Raw genomic sequence first — 19,571 nt, 5'->3', positions numbered from 1 at the left:
GGCGCGAGCCGTGACACCACGTTTGACGCGAGGCATAGTGCTTCTCCTTGTTCGTCTTGATTACAGGCCAGCGAACGGCAGCATCTGCGCCATGTGACCCATGTTGGTCTCATGAACGTTGACGGCCCCACGCAGGTGGCGCTTGTTCTTGGTGGTCTTCTTGGTCAGGATGTGACGCTTGAAGGCTTGACCGCGCTTGACGGTGCCACCGGGACGAACGCGAAAACGCTTCTTCGCGCTGCTCTTGGTCTTCATTTTGGGCATTGGAATGCTCCTTTTTGATTTGTGCTCGTGAGGCGCCGTGACAGCCGGTCACGGTCTTGATGGGCCCCGAGCCACTTTTGAGAAGGCCTTCTCAGACCTTCTTTTCGGCACCGGCCTTGCGGCCCGTGCCTCGAACCGGCGGGGGACCAACCCCGCCCGCTCAATCCCTCGAATCCGTCTGCCGCCGGCGGCTCAAGCCGCCGATGGGCTGGCCGCCGGCGTTGCCGCCTCGGCCGTGGGTTTCGCTGCCGCCACCTTCTTGCGGCTGGGCGCGATCATCATGATCATCTGGCGCCCTTCCAGCTTCGGAAACTGTTCCACGATGATCTGGTCGCCCAGCTCGTCGCGGATGCGGTTCAACAGCGCGAGGCCCAACTCCTGGTGCGTGATCTCGCGGCCGCGGAAGCGCAGCGTGATCTTGCACTTGTCGCCGTCGTCCAAGAAACGGCGGATGTTGCGCATCTTGATGTTGTAGTCGCCGTCGTCGGTACCCGGGCGGAACTTGACTTCCTTGATCTCGATGACCGTCTGCTTGGCTTTCGCTTCGGCCGCCTTCTTCTGTTCCTGGTACTTGAACTTGCCGTAATCCATCAGGCGGCACACCGGCGGAACCGCGGTGGCGGCGATCTCCACGAGATCGACGTCGAGCTCGCCAGCCATTCGAAGGGCTTCCTGCAAGCTGACGATGCCCAGGGGCTCGTTGTTCGGGCCGTTGAGGCGGACCTCGGGGGCCATGATTTCCCGGTTCAGGCGGTGCGCGCGTTCTTCACGCTGGCGGCGGTCGCGAAAGTTGGTAGCGATGGTGCGTGTCCTTAACGTGGGTCAATGAGTCAAAAACGGCCTTTCGGCCGCCGGGCTGCACACGCCATGGGCGCTGGGCAGTGCGGCAGCTTCACCGGGCAGTGCCCGAGGGCGTTCAAGCCTTGGATGAAACCGATGTCGCGACCAGTTGGGAGAAGTCCTCCAGCGACATGACACCCAGGTCCTTGTTGCCCCGGGCCCGCACCGCCACCGCACCAGCGGCCTTTTCCTTGTCGCCCACAACGGCAATGAAAGGCAGCTTTTGCAACGCGTGCTCCCGTATTTTATACGTTATTTTCTCGTTGCGCAGGTCCGTCTCGACCCTAAGCCCTTGATTCTTCAGTGATTTCGCGATTTCCCGACAGTAATCGGCCTGTGCGTCGGTGATGTTGAGCACCGCCACCTGCTGGGGCGCCAGCCAGGCGGGCAGCGCACCGGCGTGCTGCTCGATCAGGATGCCGATGAAACGCTCCAGGCTGCCCACGATGGCGCGGTGCAGCATGACCGGGCGCTGGCGCGAGCCGTCCTCGGCCACGTACTCGGCGTCCAGGCGCTCGGGCATGGAGAAATCCACCTGCATGGTGCCGCACTGCCACTGGCGGCCGATGGCGTCCTTGAGCGTGTACTCGATCTTGGGGCCATAGAAGGCGCCGTCGCCCGGGGCGATCTCGAACTCGCAGCCCGAGCGGCGCAGGCTTTCCATGAGCGCGTGTTCGGCCTTGTCCCAGCTCTCGTCGGAGCCGATGCGCGCGGCCGGACGCGTGGCCACCTTGTAGATGATGTGCTCGAAGCCGAAGTCCTTGTAGACCTTCTGCAGCAGGCTGGTGTAGGCCACGCACTCGTCCAGGATCATGCCCTCGGTGCAGAAGATGTGGCCATCGTCCTGCGTGAACGCGCGCACGCGCATGATGCCGTGCAGGCCGCCCGTGGGCTCGTTGCGGTGGCACTGGCCGAACTCACCGTAGCGCAGCGGCAGGTCGCGGTAGCTCTTGATGCCCTGTTTGAAGATGAGGATGTGGCCCGGGCAGTTCATCGGCTTGAGCGCGTAGTCGCGCTTTTCCGACTCCGTCGTGAACATGTTGTCGCGGTACTTGTCCCAGTGGCCCGTCTTCTCCCACAGGGCCTTGTCCAGGATCTGCGGACCCTTGACCTCCAGGTAGCCGTTGTCGCGGTAGACGCGGCGCATGTACTGCTCCACCTCCTGCCACAGCGTCCAGCCCTTGGGGTGCCAGAACACCGTGCCGGGGCTGTGCTCGTCCAGGTGGAAGAGGTCCAGCTCACGGCCGAGCTTGCGGTGGTCGCGCTTCTCGGCCTCTTCCAGCATCGTCAGGTACTGCTGCAACTCCTCCTTGCTGGCCCAGGCCGTGCCGTAGACGCGCTGCAGCATCTCGTTGCGGTGATCGCCGCGCCAATAGGCGCCGGCCACCTTCATGAGCTTGAAGTGCTTGAGCTTGCCCGTGCTGGGCACGTGCGGACCGCGGCAGAGGTCCTCGAAGCCGCCCTCGCGGTACAGGCTCACGTCCTCGTTGGACGGGATGCTGGCGATGATCTCGGCCTTGTAGTGCTCGCCCATGGCCTTGAAGTGGGCCACGGCCTCGTCGCGCGGCAGCACGCGGCGCTCGACCCTCTCGTCCTTGTTGGCGAGTTCGGTCATGCGCTTCTCGATGGCGGCCAGGTCCTCGGGCGTGAAGGGGCGCTTGTACGAGAAGTCGTAGTAGAAGCCGTTCTCGATCACCGGGCCGATGGTGACCTGGGCCTCGGGGTAGAGCTCTTTCACGGCGTAGGCCAGCAGGTGGGCCGTGGAGTGACGGATCATCTCCAGGCCCTCGGCGTCCTTGGCGGTGACGATGGCGAGCGAGGCATCGCGGTCGATCGTGAAGCTGGTGTCGACCAGCTTGCCGTCCACCTTGCCGCCCAGCGCGGCCTTGGCCAGGCCGGCGCCGATGGAGGCGGCGACATCGGCCACCGTCACCGGCGCGGGGAAGCTGCGTTGCGAACCGTCGGGGAGCGTGATCTGGGGCATGTTGCGTATCCGGAAAACAAAAAAGCGCGGCTGGGGCCGCGCTTTCGTGGGGAGAGGAAAAGGATTCGGGCAGGCGCGAACTGCTGGCCTCAATGGGCCGCGGAGAAGGACTCCTGAGTTCGCGGTGTCATAACCGACATGCCTTTCTCGCTCTTGCTGATGGACAGAAGCGGGCATTGTCCCATAAAGCCGCCCGTCTCGGGCAGGAGCCATCGCCGCAAGGAACGGCGTTTGCCGGGTGAGCGCCACGTCCCCCGCGGAGCCCGACATGAGATCCATCCACGCCCTCTCCCTCGCGGCCCCTCTGCTGGCCATGGCCCCGGCGCACGCGCAACTGCCCCCCGGCGATGGCCCGGTCACGACGGCGGTGACCGTGCTCGAGCCCAGCCCCATCCAGTTTCAGGACGAACTGCTCGGTTGGCTTCGCGTGCCACCGGGCTTTCGGATCACCGTGTTCGCCAAGGACCTCCAGAACGTGCGGTGGTTGCTGCCGACGCCCCAGGGCGACGTGTACGTGAGCCGGCGCGAGCAAGGGGATGTGCTGCTGCTGCGCGACACCAACCGCGACGGCAGCGCCGACGAACGCCAGGTGGTGGCGCAGAACCTCAAGCTTGCCCATGGCCTGGCCCTGCAGGGCAACGATCTGTACATCGCGACCGACAAGAAGGTGCTCACCGCGGCCGTGCAGCCCGACGGAACCCTGGCGACGCCGCGCGTGATCATCGATGACCTGCCCGACGCGGGCCAGCACCCCAACCGCACCATCGGCTTCGGTCCCGACGGCATGCTCTACATCTCCGTGGGCTCCACCTGCAACGACTGCCGCGACGCCAACCCTGAGAACGCCACCCTGCTGCGCGCCCAGCCGGACGGCAGCGCGCGCAGCGTGTTCGCGCGTGGCCTGCGCAACACCATCGGATTCGGCTGGCACCCCGCCAGCGGCGAGCTGTATGGCTTCGACCACGGCGCCGACTACCACGGCGACGACACACCACAGGAAGAACTCAACCACCTGCAGCCCAACCTGCACTACGGCTGGCCGTTCTGCCAGCCGGACCGCCGGCCCTCGCCACAGGTCTTCAACGACCCCCCCGGCACGACGAAAGACGCGTTCTGCCCCACGACCGCGGGCGCCACGCTGACCTACACCGCCCACGCCGCCCCGATCGGGTTCGCCTTCTACACGGGCGGCCAGTTTCCGCCCGCATACCGCAACGATGCCTTCGTCGCCTTTCGTGGCTCCTGGAATCGCGCGCAGCCCAGCGGCTACCGCATCGCCCGCGTGCGTTTCGACGCATCGGGCCGGCCCACCTCGATCGAAGACTTCGCCACGGGCTGGCTGATCGATGCGGCGCCACAGCACCTGACACAGCCCGGACCGAACCCGCCGCCGTCGGAGCAGAGCAAGGCCCGCCGTCCCGCGCAGTTCGGTCGCCTGGCGGGGCTGGCGGTGGCCGCCGACGGCTCGCTGCTGGTGGCGGAGGACCAGAACGGCGTCATCTACCGCATCACCTACTCCGGCCCATGAGCCCGAAAGGAGCCTCCCATGCCACGCGCCCTGCCCTCGACCTGCGCACTGGCGGCACTGCTCGTGCTGGCCGCCTGTAAAACCCCGCATCAGATCTCGCCCACGCCCACGACGGCCGCCGACGCCGTGAAACGTAGTCCCGCCGTTGCGCGGCTGTTCACGCCCGCGGGTGAGGCGCGGGGGCAGGCCACGCTGACCGAAACACCCGGCGGCGTCGACATCGCCATCACCGTGCAGGGGCTCTCCCCCGGCCCGCACGGCGTGCACATCCACACCAACGGCCACTGCGCCCCGGGCCCGGACCCGGCCACGGGCCAGACCGTGGCTTTCGGGGCGGCGGGCGGCCATTTCGACCCCGGCCAATCCCGCAACCACGGGCAGCCGGGCCAGCCCGTCAACCACGTCCACGCGGGCGATCTGCCCAACATCACCGTCGGCGCGGATGGCTCCGGCCAATTGCGCCATCTCCATCCTCAGGTAACGCTCTCGCCCGGGCCCCATTCCGCCTTTGGCCGCAGCCTGGTCGTGCACGAACGCGCGGATGACTTCGTCAGCGACCCGGCCGGCAACTCCGGCGGGCGCTTGCTGTGCGGGCTCATCGAGTCGGAACAGCCCGGGCCGGTGATCGGGCGCGCCGTCATCGAGAGCGCCAACGCCTACCCCGAGGGCATTGCCATCGACACGCGCACGGGCGATGCCTACGTCGGATCGACCAGTGAAGGGCACATCTGGCGCATCGCGCCGGGCTCAGACAAGGCCACGATGTTCCAGTCCGGCGGCGCCCTGGGCCGGCAAGGCGCCTTCGGCATGGCGACCGATCCCGCCGGGCGCCTGTGGGTGGCCGGGGGGCCGCAGGGCAATGTGTCGGTGATCAGCCTGGCCAACGGCGCGACCCTGGCCAACCTCAAGAGCCCGCCCGGCACCCACGGCTTCCTCAACGACCTGGCGCTTGCGCCGGACGGCCATGTCTACGTGACCGACTCGTTTCGCCCCGTGCTATGGCGCGCGCGCCAGGAGCTGGACGCCGCCCCCACGCTGGAGCCTTGGCTCGACCTGAGGGACACGCCCATCCGCTACCAGCCCAACCAGATCAACCTCAATGGCATCGTCGCCTCGCCCGATCGGCGCTGGTTGCTGGCCATCCAGCTCGTCACGGGCCAGCTCTGGCGCATCGACATCGCCGGCCGGTCGGTGTCCGAGGTGCACGTCGTCGGCGGCGATCTGCGCCACGGTGATGGCCTGGTGCTGCGCGGCACGAATGACCTGTACGTCGTGCGCAACGCCGACGACCAAATCGCGCGCCTGCAACTCAACGACGCCTGGAGCCATGCGCGCGTGGTGGATCGCCTGAGCGACACCCGGCTGAAGTACCCCACCACCGCCGCCGCCAGCGCCAATGGGCTCATGGTGGTCAACGCGCAGCTCGACAAGCTGAAACAGCCACCGCCGCTGCTGCCGTTCGACGTCGTGACCCTTCAATGGCCGTGAGCCAGCTATCGCCATCGGGCAGCAGCCCATCTCAAGGCAAGCCATTCAGGATCCGGATGAGCTGGCCCACGTCCACCGGCTTCACCAGGTGGTGGTCGAAGCGCGCCGCGGCGGTCCGTTCCCTATCGGACTTCTGGGCCCAACCGGTCAGGGCCACGAGCGTCACCGGCGACCAGGCCGGGTTGCCGCGAATGCGTTCGGCCAGGGCGAAGCCGTCCATGCCGGGCATGCCGATGTCCAGCAGCGCCACCGTGGGTGCGCGCTCCTCCATGATCTGCAGCGCCCTGGCGCCGCTGTAGGCCACCGTCGCGTCGACGCCCAGGGTCTGCAACAAGACCACCAGGGTGTCGGCGGCGTCCTCGTTGTCGTCCACCACCAGGACATGCTGGTGCCCGGCGGCGCTCGTCAGCGATTCGCCGGGCGGCGACGCCTGTGGCAGCGAGACCTGCCCGCCGGCGCAGGGAAGGTGAACGACCATGCGGGTGCCATCGCCCGCAAGGCCCGCGCTGTCGGCCTTCACCGTGCCCCCATGCAACTCGACCAGGCTCTTCACCAGGGTCAGGCCGATGCCCAGGCCGCCCTGGGCCGCGCGGGACGCGTCACTGACCTGAACGAAGATGTCGAACACGGCGTCCCGCATGTGCACGGGGATCCCTGGGCCGTTGTCCGACACCGTCACACAGGCCTGGGCGCCGTCGTGCGTCAACGACAGCGCCAACTGCCCGCCGCGCGGGGTGTACTTCGCCGCGTTGCTGAGCAGATTGGAGAACACCTGCGTCAGCCGGATCGAATCGCCGTGCACCACCACCGGCTGATCCGGAACGGCCACCGCAAGTTGATGGGCATGGGCCTCGATCAATGGCAGGCTCAACTCGACCGCATGCCTGAGCACGTCCTGCAGCGCCACCGGGGCGAACTGCAACTCGATCTTGCCGCGGGTGATGCGCGACACCTCCATGAGGTCATCGATCAGCCGCACCATGTGGCTGACCTGGCGGGCCATGAGGGAGTGGATCCAGTCTTCCTCGACGTCGCGGTTTCTCTTGGCCAGCAGTTCCAGGCCGGTGCGCAAAGGCGCCAGGGGGTTGCGCAGTTCGTGGGCCAGGGTGGCCAGGAACTCCGTCTTGCGCTGGTCCGCTTCCTGCAGACCGGTGAGCGTGCCGCGCAGCTGGTACTGGCGCTGCCGGGCCGCCAGGGCACTGCGCGTCGCGCTGACGAGCGACGACACGCGCATGGGCCGCTCCAGCACCGTCACGTTGGCCAGTTCCTGCAGCGCATCGGTGATCGCCAGGGAATCCATCCCGGCACGCGCCAGCACCAGCACCGGCATGTCCGACCAGGGCTCCTGCGTCTGCAACTGCTGCTTCACGTTGGCAAAGCCCGCGTCGCTCAGCACCTCCTCGGCGATCAGCAGGGCCCCGGCGCCCTCGTGCATGAGGCGGGCGATCTGCGCCGCGTCCCCGCAGGCCTTGGCCGCCACACCGGCTTGCGACAGCACCCGCACGGCCATCGCGCCGTCGCGCGCCGTGACCATGCGCAGCAGCACGCGCAGGTCGGTGGGCGGCGCCTCGACGGCATTCACCGCATGAGCGAACCTGGCGGCGAAGCGAGGTCCGGCGAAGGGGCGGGCGTGCCGGTGAGGATGCCGCGAAACCGCTTGAGCGGCTCGCCGACCACCAGGCCCTGGGACGTCATCTGGAACCCGCGGATGCTGCGCTCGTGCCGGCCGCCGCGCTTCTTCATCACCGAGATCGCCTGGCGCACCTCGCCCTCGGTTTCGTAGTAGCGCAGCAGCACCACGGCGTCCGCCAGGTAGCTGGCATCGACGGGCGTCTGCATCTGCGTGCCGATGAGGCCGTGCTCGGCGCCCACCAGAATGGTGGCCACACCCGCCTGGCCCAGGTAGGTCAGCAGTTCGTGCAGCTGCGCGATGAGATACTTTTCGTCGGGCATCGCGTTGAGGTAACCGTTGAGGCTGTCGATGACGACCACGGTGGCCCCATGCTCCGTCACCGAGTCCCGTATCCCGGCCACGAACTCGCCCGGCGACAGCTCGGCCGGGTCCACCTGGCGCAGCCGGATCTTTCCGGTGGCGATGAAGGGCGCCAGGCCCATGCCCAAGCCCGCGCAGCGGGTGCGCAGGGTCGTGATGCTTTCGTCGAAGACGAACAAGGCGGCGGTTTCGCCGCGTTGGGCCGCGGACAAAGCGAACTGCACCGCCACCGTGGACTTGCCGGTGCCGGGCGCGCCCAGCAGCAGCGTGCTGGTGCCGCATTCGATGCCACCGCCCAGCAAGTCGTCGAGTGCACGAACACCGCTGGGCAATTGCACGAGCGCCCGCTCGCCCAGGTGCTCCGACGCAACCAGCCGGGGGTAGACCTCCAGCCCGCCGCGCCGGATCTTGTAGTCGTGAAATCCCCCGCGAAACGCCTGGCCGCGGTACTTCAGCACGATCAGGCGCCGCCGCGCGGTGCCGTAGTGCGGGTTGAGCTGTTCCAGCCGCAGCACGGCGTGCGCAATGCTCTGCACCTGCAGGTCGTGCTCGATCGCCGTCATGTCATCGAGCAACAGCACCGTGCAGTTCTTGCCGGCGAAGAACTGCTTCAGGGCGAGGATCTGCCGGCGGTACCGCAGCGAACTGCCCGCCAGCAAACGCAATTCCGACAGGGAGTCGAAAACGACGCGGCGCGGGTTGACCTTTTCCACTTCCTCCAGCAGGCGAATGGTGGTTTCGCCGAGTTCCACCTCCGAGGGGTGAAACACGGTGTACTGCTCCTCGGGCTGGAGCGCCTGTTGCGAGGGCAGCATCTCGCGCGTGGACACGCCGGACAGATCCCAGCCGTGAGAGGCGGCCACCCCCGCGACTTCCTCCAGCGTTTCGGAGAGCGTCACGTACAACACCGCCTCACCCGCACGGGCGCCCGCCATCAGGAACTGCAGGGCCAGGGTGGTCTTGCCCGCGCCCGGCGTCCCCTCCACCAGGTACAAGCGGTTCGGAAGAAACCCCCCGCCCAACACGTCGTCCATACCCATCACCCCGGTCCTGAGCGGGGCCGGCCCGGCGTTGTTCGTATCAGATGGACATGCGGTCATGCGGAGCCTCCCCTTTCTCTCTTCGGCAATAAGCGATCCCGGCGCCTACACAACGCCCGCTGGTTCCACCCAGCGAAACCGCGAAGTCTGAACCCCTGCCGGGTCGATGGGAACCTCTGCCAGATTGATGGTGTTCGCAGATGTTTCTCGGCATGATGCGCCCTGCCCATGACGCCCCGCCTGGCCCCACTCCTGCTGACCGCGCTCGTCGCGGCCTGCGCCACGCCGCCGGGAGCGATCAATTCGCTCGGCATGGCCTTCGTGCAGGTGCCGGCGGGCGAATTCCTGATGGGCAGCGCGGAATCAGCGGAGTCGCTGGCGGCCGCCTACCCCGGCCTGGAGCCCTCGCGCTTCGAGGCCCTGTCGGACGAGGCGCCCGTGCACCGCGTGCGCCTCACGCGGCCCTTTGAGATGGGCCGCCACGAGGTCACCGTCGGACAGTTCCGCGCGTTCCTGCAGCGCTCGGGCCACGTGCCCGAATCGGTCGCCGACGGCACCGGCGGCTATGGCTACAACGCCACCTACGACCCCGCCACCAGCCCCCGCCGCGACGCCTTCGAGGGCCGTTTGCCGCGCTACTCCTGGCAGGACCCCGGCTTCGCCCAGGGCGACGACCACCCCGTGGTCAACGTCACCTGGAACGACGCGGTGGCCCTGGCGCGCTGGCTGTCGCAGCAGGAGGGCCGCGTCTACCGCCTGCCCACCGAGGCCGAGTGGGAATACGCCTGCCGTGCGGGCGGCACCGGCCGCTACCAGCACGGCAACGACCCGGCGGGGCTGCTGCGCGTGGGCAACACCTTCGACGAAGACGCCGCGGCGAACTGGCCCGCCTGGCGCGAGCGCGCGGTGCCCGGCCGCGACGGCCATGCGTTCACCGCCCCCGTCGGCTCCTACGCAGCCAATGCCTTTGGCTTGCACGACATGCACGGCAATGCGTGGGAATGGGTGTCGGACTCGTACGGCGAGCACCACTACGCCCACTCCCCCACCGACGATCCCACGGGCCCCGCCGATGGCGCGGTGAAGGTGCGCCGGGGCGGCTCCTGGCACACCTGGCCCCTCTACGCGCGCTGCGCCTTCCGCAACTACAACACCGCGCAGACGCGCTACCCGCTGGTGGGCATCCGCCTGGTGCGCGAAATCCCGGCGGCTCGCTGAGAAAACGCCGCCCGAGCGCGGCCCGGGCAGCCCTGTGTCTCCTCGCTGGCCCATCAAGCCCTGGCTCGTGGCTTCATGCGAAAGCTGACCCCCATGCGGTTGATGGCGTTCATGGTCGCGATGGTCAGCGTCAGATCCACCAGGTCCTTTTCCCCAAAAGCACCGAGCGCAGCCGCGTAGGCTTCGTCGGACGCATGGGTCTCGCTCACCCGGGTGACCTCTTCGGTCCACGCCAATGCGGCCCGCTCCTGATCGGAGAACAGGTACTCGGCTTCGTGCCAGACGGGCACCAGAACCAGCTTCTCCACCGACATGCCCTCGGCAATCAGATCGCGTGTGTGGATATCGATGCAGTGGGCACACCCGTTGATCTGGGATACACGCAGAAAGACGAGGTGCGTCAACAAGGGCGGCAGGGCCGTGCCCTTCGAGACGAAATGATGCAGGCCGCCCATGGCCTTCGCCCCTTCCGGAGATGCCTGGAACCAAACAGCGCGAGTCATGAAAACGTTTCCTTCCGCTTGAGGTTGAGAGAGGCGGATGCGTCCGCCTTCTTCAACAAGACGTTGGGCCTAGGTCTCTTGTGACAGACCACGGACGGGTTTTGTCCGTGCCCCCGCCAGTCACACGATCTCGGCGGCAACGTCAGCCACAAAAGAAAAAGCCGCCCCGAAGGGCGGCCCTGTCTCCTCTGGTATCCGGTGGATTCGGCTCAGTGGAACTGCTCTTCTTCGGTCGAACCCGTCAGCGCCTTCACGCTCGACGAACCGCCCTGGATCACCGTGGTCACGTCGTCGAAGTAACCCGCGCCCACCTCCTGCTGGTGCGACACGAAGGTGTAGCCCTGCTCGCGCGCCTTGAATTCCGGCTCCTGCACCATCTCCGTGTAGTGCTTCATGCCTTCGCCGCGGGCGTAGGCGTGGGCGAACTGGAAGGTGTTGAACCAGTTGATGTGGATGCCGGCCAGGGTGATGAACTGGTACTTGTAGCCCAGCGCGGAGAGCTCGTCCTGGAAGCGGGCGATGGTCTTGTCGTCCAGGTTCTTCTTCCAGTTGAACGAGGGCGAGCAGTTGTAGCTCAGCAGCTTGCCCGGGCTCTTGGCGTGCACGGCCTGCGCGAATTCGCGGGCGAAGCCCAGGTCGGGCGTGCCGGTCTCGCACCACACCAGGTCGGCGTAGGGCGCGTAGGCCACGCCGCGGCTGATGGCCTGCTCCAGGCCGTTCTTCACGCGGTAGAAACCTTCCTGCGTGCGCTCGCCGGTGAGGAAGGGCTTGTCGTTGGCGTCGTGGTCGCTGGTGATGAGGTTGGCGGCCTCGGCATCGGTGCGGGCCAGCACGATGGTGGACACGCCCATCACGTCGGCGGCGAAGCGCGCGGCGATGAGCTTCTCGATGGCTTCCTGGGTGGGCACCAGCACCTTGCCGCCCATGTGGCCGCACTTCTTCACGGCGGCGAGCTGGTCTTCGAAGTGCACGCCCGCCGCGCCGGCCGCGATCATGTTCTTCATCAGCTCGAAGGCGTTGAGCACGCCGCCGAAGCCGGCTTCCGCGTCGGCCACGATGGGCAGGAAGTAGTCGATGAATTCCTTGCTGCCCGGCTCGATGCCGCGGCCCCACTGGATTTCATCGGCGCGCTTGAAGGTGTTGTTGATGCGGCGAACCATGGTGGGCACCGAGTCGTACGCGTAGAGCGACTGGTCGGGGTACATGGTTTCGCTGGTGTTGCCGTCGGCCGCCACCTGCCAGCCCGAGAGGTACACCGCCTCCAGCCCGGCCTTGGCCTGCTGCATGGCCTGGCCGGCGCTGATGGCGCCGAAGGCGTTGACGTAGCCCTTCTTGGCGCCGCCATTGATCTTTTCCCAGAGCTTTTCCGCGCCGCGCTTGGCCAGGGTGTGCTCGATGTGCATGCTGCCGCGCAGGCGCACCACGTCGGCGGCGCTGTAGCCGCGCTTCACGCCTTTCCAGCGCGGGTTCGTGGCCCAGTCTTTTTCCAGGGCTTCGATCTGTTGCGCGCGGCTGAGCTGTTCGGTGAGGGACTGAGGCATGGGGACACTCCTTGAAGGTTGAGGTGGAACCGGGCGGCGGGTCGCGGCAAATGCGGTGCCGTTGGAGAAGACTCTAAGTCTTATAGAAGACTAAAAACACCTCTTATGTCTTATACAAGAGAAAAAATTTCTCCTTTTAAATCAACGATATTCATATAGAATTTTTCAATGAGAAATCAAATTTCCCATATCAAGAAAATTTGCCGCGACGCAGCATCGCGCAGTTTCTTGATGTGAAAAGCGAATTCCTCATCCCGAAAACCCCCGGGGGCACCTGCGGCATGATGCGGCCCGTGACTTCACTCCAACGCACCACGGCCTATGGCAGCCTGGGCCTGAGCATGGCGCTCGTGGGCAGCTACGTGGCGCTGTCCAAACCCCTGGTGCTGGTGTTCCCGGTGTTCCTGCTGGCCTGGCTGCGCTTTGCCATCGGCGCGCTGGCCATGTGGCGCTGGCTGCGCAAGCCGGCCGACGAACCGCCGCTGAGCCCGCGCACGCGCGCCCTGCTCTTCCTGGAGTCCTTCCTGGGCAACTTCCTGTTCTCGATCTGCATGCTGTTCGGCGTGAGCCTGACCACGGCGGTGGCGGCTGGCGTGGTGATGTCGTCGATCCCGGCCGTGGTGGCGGTGATGAGCTGGGTGTTCCTGCGCGAGCGCATCGGCGCGCGCAGCGCGGCCGGCATCGCTTGCGCGGCCCTGGGCATCGGCCTGTTCTCATTGGACAAAGGCGCGGACCCTGGGGCCGGCGGCTCGCAGGCGCTGCTGGGCAACCTGCTGGTGTTCGCGGCGGTGGTGTGCGAAGCGTCCTACGTGGTGATCGGCAAGCGCCTCACCGAAGGCCTGGGCCCCAAGCGCATCTCGGCCATCATCAACCTGTGGGGGCTGGCGCTGATCACGCCCTTCGGCATCTGGGCGGCACTGCAGTTCAACTTCGGCGCCGTGGCGCTGTCCATCTGGGGGCTGCTGGTGTTCTATGCGCTGGCGGCCAGCGTGTGGACGGTGTGGCTGTGGATGAGCGGGCTCAAACGGGTGCCGGCCTCGCAGGCCGGCGTGTTCACGGTGATGCTGCCGATCAGCGCGGCGCTCATCGGCGTGGTGTTCATGGGCGAACGCCTCAGCGGCCTGCAGTTGCTGGCCTTCGGCATCGCGCTGCTGGGCCTGGTGCTGGCCACGCTGCCCGAACGCGCGAAGCCCTGAGGCTCAGCGGCACCACCGCCCGGCGGGCTGGCGGCCTCAGAGGCACCACAGCCCGGTGGGCTGGGTGATCCCCATCCACAGGGCCCAGCCCGAGGCGAGCAGCAGCGCCAGCCCCGCCAGCCGGATGCCCCAGGCGCCCGAGCGCGCCTCGCGCAGGCGCAGCAGCAGCCAGGGCCCCGCGAACAGCGAGACGGACGAGCCGAGGGCGAACAGCGCCATCACCGCCGCGCCCTGCGCCGCGCTGGCCGTGAGCGAGGCCACCAGCAGCGCCGAATACAACAGGCCGCACGGCATGAGCGCCCAGCCATAGCCCAGCACCCAGGGCGCGCGCGGCCCCAGTCGGGCCATCACGGGCTTGGCGCGGCGCCACACGCCCTGCCCCACGCCATCGATCCACGCGGGCTGTCGCGCCCGCCACAGCAACCAGGCGCCCAGCAGCAGCGCGGCCACATGGAACATGGTCCACACCGGGCGGATCACCTGCGTGTGCGCGCCCAGCCAGGCCAGCCCCTGCACCGAGCCAGCCGCCAGCGCGCCCACGCTGGCGTAACCCGCCACGCGGCTGAGCTGGAAGGCCGCGATGGCGCGGGTGCCGCGTTCGCCGGCCGCCCGCCCGATGCCCGCGCAGGCCGCGCCGCACATGGCCACGCAGTGCGGGCCGCCCATCAGGCCCATCAGCAGCGCGGTGATCAGCAGGGAGCCTGAGGACACCCGGGCCTCACAGGATCTTCGAGAAGCGCGCGCGGTCCTGGTCGGCCCGCAGGTGGCGGTCGAACACCATGGCGATGGCGCGGATCAGGTACCAGCCGGTCTCGCTGACATGCACCCCCAGGTCGTCCAGCGTGACCAGGCCCTCCTCCACAAACGGCTCCAGCGCCTGCAGCTCGTTGGCGAAGTAGCGGCGGCTGTCGATCAGCTGGCCCTGGTCGATGCTTTCGAACAGCAACTCGCCCTGGCACATCAGCGACATGATCGCCGCGCGGCGTGACAGATCGTCGCGCGTGAGCGCCAGGCCGCGCACGATGGGCAGGCGGCCCTGATCGAGCAGATCGACGTATTCCTCCAGCGTCTTGGCGTTCTGGCTGTAGCTGGCGCCCACGCGGCCGATCGCGGAGACGCCCAGCGCGATGAGATCGCAGTCCGGCTGGGTGCTGTAGCCCTGGAAGTTGCGGTGCAGGCGGCCCTGGCGCTTGGCCACGGCCAGGGCGTCGTCGGGCAGCGCGAAGTGGTCCATGCCGATGTGCACGTAGCCGGCGGCGCGCAGGATGTCCAGCGAGGCCGAGAGCATGGCCAGCTTGTCGGCGGCGCCGGGCAGCTCGGCCGCCACGATGCGCCGCTGCGGCTTGAAGCGCGCCGGCAGGTGGGCGTAGGCGTAGAGCGCCACGCGGTCGGGTCGCAGGGCCTGCAGTTGCGCCAGCGTGCGGCGGAAGGACTCGGGTGTCTGCAGCGGCAGGCCGTAGATGAGGTCCACGTTGACCGACTCGAAGCCGATGGCGCGCGCCGCATCCATCAGCGCGAACACCTGCTCGGCGGGCTGGATGCGGTGCACCGCCTTCTGCACGGCGGGGTCGAAATCCTGCACGCCGAAACTCAGGCGGTTGAAGCCCAGCCGGTGCAGCGTGCGCAGGCGCTGCGCGTCCACCGTGCGCGGGTCCACCTCGATCGAGTACTCGCCACCGGGCGCCAGCGCGAAGTGGCGCCGCAGCATGGCCATCAGATCCTCCAGCTCGGCGTCGCTCAGGAAGGTGGGCGTGCCGCCCCCCAGGTGCAGCTGCGACACCGACTGGCCCGCGCCGAGGTGCTCGATCTGCAGGTCCAGTTCGCGCGAAAGGTGGCGCAGGTACTCGGCGCCGCGCGAGTGGTGTTTTGTAATGACTTTGTTGCACGCGCAGTAGTAACAGACCGATTCGCAGAACGGAATGTGTACGTATACCGACAGCGGCAGGGCCATGGAGCCCGCGCGGCGCTGGCCCAGGGCGAGGCGGTAGTCCTGCTCGGTGAAGGCCTCCACGAAGCGGTCGGCCGTGGGATACGAGGTGTAGCGCGGCCCCGGGACGTCGAAGCGTCTGAGCAGTTCGTCGGGGATCACGGCGTTTCCTTGTGGCATGGCGCCACTGTGCCGCGGGCCTTGCCGGGAAGCCTTGATCCTGGTCAAGCGGCTCCAAATTCCGGCACCGGTCGGAGTATCCTCCGCTGCGTTGACCACAAGGGAATGACGCTATGGACGCCCAACGCATCAAAGTGGCTTGCTCGAGCTGCAACCTGCGCGAACTCTGCCTGCCCATGGGCCTGAACGCACAGGAAATGGGACAGCTCGACACCCTGATCTCCACCCGCAAGCGCGTCAAGCGCGGCGACGCCCTGTTCTCCGTGGGCGACCGCTTCACCTCGCTCTACGCCATTCGTTCCGGCTTCTTCAAGACCTGCGTGACCACGGCCGACGGCCGCGATCAGGTCACGGGCTTCCAGATGGCGGGCGAGATCATCGGCCTGGACGGCATCGTGAGCGACCGCCACGCCTGCGACGCGGTGGCCCTGGAGGACGCCGAGGTCTGCGTGATGCCTTTCGACCAGGTGGAGGAGCTGTCGCGCCAGTTCACGCCGCTGCAGCACCACGTGCACCGCATCATGAGCCGCGAGATCGTGCGCGACCACAGCGTGATGCTGCTGCTGGGCAGCATGCGCGCCGAGGAGCGCCTGGCGGCCTTCCTGCTCAACCTGGTGCAGCGCCTGCAGGCGCGCGGCTTCTCGCCGTCCGAGTTCAACCTGCGCATGACGCGCGAGGAGATCGGCAGCTACCTGGGCATGAAGCTGGAGACGGTGAGCCGCACCTTCTCCAAGTTCGTCGACGACGGCATCGTCGACGTGAAGCAGCGCTACGTGCACATCAAGGACACGGATGCGCTGCGGCGCATCGTCAATCCGCAGACCTGCGCCTGAGGTCCTGCGCCAGCCACACGCTCAGCGCGCTGGACAAGGCGATCACCGCCCAGAACAGGAAGAAGGCCACGGTGTAGACGGCCGGGCGCGACCAGTCCAGCGCCCCGCCCTGCCAGTGCAGCTCGCGCGGGTCCACCACGGCGAACACCAGCATCTCCAGCACGCCGGCCATCAGGAAGGACGGCCAGCCCACCCACATCCAGCTGCGGGCTGGCATGTCAGCGGTCCCGCACCACGGGCGAGGCCGCGTGGTTGCGCGCCTGGTGAGCGGGCTGCAGACCGATCAGGGCCTGCTCGCGCTGCTCACCCTGCAGGCGGCGCGCCTGCTCCAGCGTGGCCTGGTAGGCGGCCTTGTCGAGCACGGGGTCGGCGCCGTTGATGGCGATGACCGCGGTGGCAATGGCGGCAGCCACCACCACCAGCGGCCCGCCCACCACCAGCCACATGGGGCCCACGCGCCACCAGGGTTCGGTGGACTCGGGTTCGATCGACGTCAGGTGCATGGCGGTCTCCTGCCTGGGGTTCATCGGGGAATGAGGAAGGTGCTCTTCTCGCGCACCTGCACGCGCTCGTCGTGTTCGGCGCGCACCTCGAAGTGGATGGGGTGTGGGCCGCTGGCGGCCGAACCGGGCGGCACCTGCACGCGGGCGGCCACGGCGCGCACCTCGGCCGGCGCCACCTGCACGCGCGCGTCGGACGCCAGGGCGATGCCCGGCAGGCCGTCCACGGTCAATGCGTAGGTCTGTGCGGTCTCGGTCGCGTTCATGATCTGCAGGCGGTAGACGTTCTCGATGCGCCCCTGCCCCACCTCGCGCGCCAGCGCGCCGCGGTCGCGGATCACGTCCACCTTGAGCGGGGTGCGCAGCCACAGGCTGCCCAGCACGGCCAGCGTGACGGCCAGCAGGATGCCGCTGTAGACCAGCACGCGCGGGCGCAGCGCGCGGCGGATCATCTGCGCGCGGCCCCAGCCATTGGCGATGCCGTTTTGCGTGGCGAAGCGGATCAACCCGCGCGGGTAGCCCACCTTGTCCATCACGTCGTCGCACACGTCGATGCACGCCGCGCAGCCGATGCACTCGTACTGCAGGCCCTTGCGGATATCGATGCCGGTGGGGCAGACCTGCACGCAGAGGGTGCAATCCACGCACGAGCCCAGGCCCAAGGCCTTCGGGTCGGCCTTGCGGCTGCGCGCGCCGCGCGGCTCGCCCCGCGCCTCGTCGTAGGTCACGATCATCGTGTCGCGGTCGAACATCGCGCTCTGGAAGCGCGCGTACGGGCACATGTACTTGCACACCTGCTCGCGCAGGAAGCCCGCGTTGCCGTAGGTCGCCAGGCCGTAGAACAGGATCCAGAAGGTCTGCCAGGGCCCGAGCGAGAGGCTGGCCACCAGGCCCGCGAGTTCGCGGATGGGGGTGAAGTAGCCGACGAAGGTGAAGCCCGTCCACAGCGACAAGGCGCCCCACAGCCCGTGCTTGAGCGCGCGCTTGCCGAACTTGGCCAGGCCCATGGGCGCGGCGTCGAGCCGCAGGCGGGCCGAACGATCGCCCTCCACGCGGTGTTCGATCCACATGAAGAGCTCGGTGTAGACGGTCTGCGGGCAGGCGAAGCCGCACCACAAACGCCCGGCCACCGCGGTGAACAGGAACAGCGCCAGCGCGGAGATGACCAGCAGACCGGTGAGGTAGACGAAATCCTGCGGGTACAGGACCAGATCGAACAGGTAGAAGCGCCGCGCTTCCAGGTCAAACAGCACCGCCTGGCGCCCATTCCAGGGCAGCCAGGCCAGGCCGTAGAACACGATCTGCGTGGCCCACACGAAGAACCAGCGCCAGCGCGCGAACAGGCCCGTCACCGCGCGCGCCTGGATCTTCTCCCGCGCCGCGTAGAGGGAGACCGTGATCTCCTCGTCCTCGTTGACGGGCTGGATGGGAATGGTCTTCATTGGGCGGGGCGGTTCGACAGCCCCCACACGTAAGCCGTGAGCACGCGTATCTGGTCCGCGTTGAGCAACTGGTTCTGCGCCGGCATGCGGTTGTCGATGCCGCTGGTGACGGCGCGCACGATGGCCTCTTCGCCCCAGCCGTGCAGCCAGACGTTGTCGGTGAGGTTGGGCGCGCCGAGCGCCGTGTTGCCCTTGCCGTCCATGCCGTGGCAGGCGGCGCAGACGGCGAACTTGACGCGCCCCTGCGAGGCGCGCACGCGGTCGTGCGGGCTGTTGGACAGGCTGAGCACGTAGTGGGCGACGTTGCGCACGTCGTCCGCGCTGCCCACGGCCGCGGCCAGGGGCGGCATCACGCCGTGGCGGCCCTGGGTGATGGTGGCTTCGATGACCGCCGGCTGGCCGCCATGCAGCCAGTCGCCGTCCGTGAGGTTGGGAAAGCCCTTGGAGCCGCGCGCGTCCGAGCCGTGGCACGTGGCGCACTGGTTCATGAACAGGCGCTCGCCGATCGCCATGGCCTGGGCGTTGCCGGCCAGGCGCTCGGGCGGCTGGTCGCGGAACTGCGCGTACAGCGGGGCGATGGCGTCCTGGTGGCGCTGCACCTCGCTCGTGTGCTGCCCGGTGGACGTCCACCCCAGCACGCCCGCATAGCGGCCGTACATGGGGTACAGCAGGCCGTAGGCCAGGCTGAAGACGATGGTGATGACGAACAGCCAGACCCACCAGCGCGGCAGCGGGTTGTTGAGTTCGCGCAGGTCGCCGTCCCACACGTGGCCGGTGGTGTTGTCCTGCCCGGGCTTGACCTTGGTGGTGCCCGCCGCCCACAGCAGGATGCCGCAGGCGACGATGCTGACCACGGTGAGGATGGCCACGTAGAAGGACCAGAAGTCGCTGGTGAAATCGCTCATGTTGTTTCCCGGTTCCCGTGGGAGGGCTGTTGGGTGGGCTGGCTCACTCGTCCTGGAAAGGCAGGCGGGCGGCCTCGTCGAAGCGCTCGCGGTTGCGGCGCGACCAGGCCCAGGCCACGATGCCCAGGAACACCAGCAGGCTGATGACGGTGACGGCGGAGCGCAGGGTGTTGATGTCCATGTTCATGG

19 protein-coding genes are annotated in these 19,571 nt (G+C 67.8%); 5 read left to right on the top strand and 14 right to left on the bottom strand.

Annotation, left to right across the window (positions count from 1 at the left end):
- Positions 1-60: 60 nt before the first annotated feature.
- The 3 genes from rpmI to thrS all read right to left on the bottom strand — a co-directional run bounded on the left by rpmI (position 61) and on the right by thrS (position 3,088).
- On the bottom strand, positions 61-264 hold the full coding sequence (gene rpmI / locus VLG41_RS22400; RefSeq protein WP_009517525.1) for a 50S ribosomal protein L35: 204 nt from the start codon (positions 262-264) through the stop codon (positions 61-63).
- Between the two features lie 192 nt (positions 265-456).
- Positions 457-1,065: a translation initiation factor IF-3 gene (gene infC, locus VLG41_RS22395; protein ID WP_325351591.1), complete on the bottom strand. Its 609-nt coding sequence runs from the start codon at positions 1,063-1,065 to the stop codon at positions 457-459.
- 115 nt (positions 1,066-1,180) lie between these two features.
- Entirely contained in the window at positions 1,181-3,088 is a 1,908-nt protein-coding gene (gene thrS / locus VLG41_RS22390; protein WP_325351588.1) for a threonine--tRNA ligase, read from the bottom strand.
- A 268-nt stretch (positions 3,089-3,356) separates the two neighbouring features.
- Here thrS and VLG41_RS22385 point away from each other — a divergent pair, with 268 nt between their 5' ends.
- Positions 3,357-4,616, top strand: coding sequence for a PQQ-dependent sugar dehydrogenase (locus VLG41_RS22385; protein WP_325351587.1), 1,260 nt, complete (start codon positions 3,357-3,359; stop codon positions 4,614-4,616).
- An 18-nt stretch (positions 4,617-4,634) separates the two neighbouring features.
- Complete coding sequence (locus VLG41_RS22380; RefSeq protein WP_325351586.1) at positions 4,635-6,104, top strand: superoxide dismutase family protein; 1,470 nt, start codon at positions 4,635-4,637, stop codon at positions 6,102-6,104.
- A gap of 31 nt (positions 6,105-6,135) precedes the next feature.
- Here VLG41_RS22380 and VLG41_RS22375 read toward each other — a convergent pair whose 3' ends face one another.
- Together VLG41_RS22375 and VLG41_RS22370 are read right to left on the bottom strand one after the other, a co-directional pair.
- Positions 6,136-7,686 (bottom strand): hybrid sensor histidine kinase/response regulator, encoded by a 1,551-nt coding sequence (locus VLG41_RS22375; protein WP_325351585.1) that lies wholly within the window; start codon positions 7,684-7,686, stop codon positions 6,136-6,138.
- The gene (locus VLG41_RS22370; protein WP_414652529.1) at positions 7,683-9,197 is read right to left on the bottom strand and encodes an ATPase domain-containing protein; all 1,515 of its coding nucleotides are present in this window, start codon (positions 9,195-9,197) and stop codon (positions 7,683-7,685) included. Before VLG41_RS22370 ends, VLG41_RS22375 begins: the two co-directional genes overlap by 4 nt.
- Before the next feature lie 168 nt (positions 9,198-9,365).
- On the opposite strand from VLG41_RS22370, the gene VLG41_RS22365 reads away from it, so the two are divergent.
- Positions 9,366-10,355, top strand: a complete 990-nt coding sequence (locus VLG41_RS22365; RefSeq protein WP_325351583.1) for a formylglycine-generating enzyme family protein — start codon at positions 9,366-9,368, stop codon at positions 10,353-10,355.
- Positions 10,356-10,408: 53 nt separating this feature from the next.
- Here the strand turns inward: VLG41_RS22365 and VLG41_RS22360 are convergent, their stop codons facing one another.
- Together VLG41_RS22360 and aceA are read right to left on the bottom strand one after the other, a co-directional pair.
- Positions 10,409-10,858 (bottom strand): carboxymuconolactone decarboxylase family protein, encoded by a 450-nt coding sequence (locus VLG41_RS22360; RefSeq protein WP_325351582.1) that lies wholly within the window; start codon positions 10,856-10,858, stop codon positions 10,409-10,411.
- A 209-nt stretch (positions 10,859-11,067) separates the two neighbouring features.
- Complete coding sequence (aceA, locus tag VLG41_RS22355) at positions 11,068-12,399, bottom strand: isocitrate lyase (RefSeq protein ID WP_325351581.1); 1,332 nt, start codon at positions 12,397-12,399, stop codon at positions 11,068-11,070.
- A gap of 284 nt (positions 12,400-12,683) precedes the next feature.
- Here aceA and VLG41_RS22350 point away from each other — a divergent pair, with 284 nt between their 5' ends.
- The gene (locus VLG41_RS22350) at positions 12,684-13,595 is read left to right on the top strand and encodes a DMT family transporter (RefSeq protein ID WP_325351590.1); all 912 of its coding nucleotides are present in this window, start codon (positions 12,684-12,686) and stop codon (positions 13,593-13,595) included.
- A 36-nt stretch (positions 13,596-13,631) separates the two neighbouring features.
- Here the strand turns inward: VLG41_RS22350 and VLG41_RS22345 are convergent, their stop codons facing one another.
- Both VLG41_RS22345 and hemN read right to left on the bottom strand, forming a co-directional pair.
- Positions 13,632-14,270 carry a sulfite exporter TauE/SafE family protein gene (locus tag VLG41_RS22345; RefSeq protein ID WP_325351589.1) on the bottom strand — a complete coding sequence of 213 codons (639 nt, stop codon included), beginning with the start codon at positions 14,268-14,270 and terminating at the stop codon, positions 13,632-13,634.
- A 43-nt stretch (positions 14,271-14,313) separates the two neighbouring features.
- A complete protein-coding gene (gene hemN, locus VLG41_RS22340; protein WP_325351580.1) occupies positions 14,314-15,702 on the bottom strand; it encodes an oxygen-independent coproporphyrinogen III oxidase in 1,389 nt (462 codons plus the stop codon).
- A gap of 113 nt (positions 15,703-15,815) precedes the next feature.
- Here hemN and fnr point away from each other — a divergent pair, with 113 nt between their 5' ends.
- The gene (gene fnr, locus VLG41_RS22335) at positions 15,816-16,535 is read left to right on the top strand and encodes a fumarate/nitrate reduction transcriptional regulator Fnr (protein ID WP_325351579.1); all 720 of its coding nucleotides are present in this window, start codon (positions 15,816-15,818) and stop codon (positions 16,533-16,535) included.
- On the opposite strand, the gene VLG41_RS22330 is transcribed toward fnr, so the two are convergent.
- Genes VLG41_RS22330 through VLG41_RS22310 form a run of 5 tightly spaced genes read right to left on the bottom strand, consistent with a single transcriptional unit; the run spans position 16,513 to position 19,569 of the window.
- Positions 16,513-16,752, bottom strand: coding sequence for a hypothetical protein (locus VLG41_RS22330; RefSeq protein WP_325351578.1), 240 nt, complete (start codon positions 16,750-16,752; stop codon positions 16,513-16,515). The genes fnr and VLG41_RS22330 overlap by 23 nt on opposite strands.
- A 1-nt stretch (position 16,753) precedes the next feature.
- A complete protein-coding gene (locus VLG41_RS22325) occupies positions 16,754-17,038 on the bottom strand; it encodes a nitrogen fixation protein FixH (RefSeq protein ID WP_325351577.1) in 285 nt (94 codons plus the stop codon).
- A gap of 20 nt (positions 17,039-17,058) precedes the next feature.
- Positions 17,059-18,477 carry a cytochrome c oxidase accessory protein CcoG gene (gene ccoG, locus VLG41_RS22320; protein WP_325351576.1) on the bottom strand — a complete coding sequence of 473 codons (1,419 nt, stop codon included), beginning with the start codon at positions 18,475-18,477 and terminating at the stop codon, positions 17,059-17,061.
- A complete protein-coding gene (gene ccoP, locus VLG41_RS22315; RefSeq protein ID WP_325351575.1) occupies positions 18,474-19,382 on the bottom strand; it encodes a cytochrome-c oxidase, cbb3-type subunit III in 909 nt (302 codons plus the stop codon). Before ccoP ends, ccoG begins: the two co-directional genes overlap by 4 nt.
- Before the next feature lie 43 nt (positions 19,383-19,425).
- Positions 19,426-19,569 carry a cbb3-type cytochrome c oxidase subunit 3 gene (locus VLG41_RS22310; RefSeq protein WP_325351574.1) on the bottom strand — a complete coding sequence of 48 codons (144 nt, stop codon included), beginning with the start codon at positions 19,567-19,569 and terminating at the stop codon, positions 19,426-19,428.
- Positions 19,570-19,571: the final 2 nt, after the last annotated feature.

Origin of the sequence: Hydrogenophaga sp. (assembly GCF_035481345.1) — a bacterium.
In the GTDB taxonomy this organism is placed as follows: domain Bacteria; phylum Pseudomonadota; class Gammaproteobacteria; order Burkholderiales; family Burkholderiaceae_C; genus Hydrogenophaga.
Note: the sequence above shows the minus strand (reverse complement) of the source record. Positions and strands in the feature narration are given on the sequence as shown.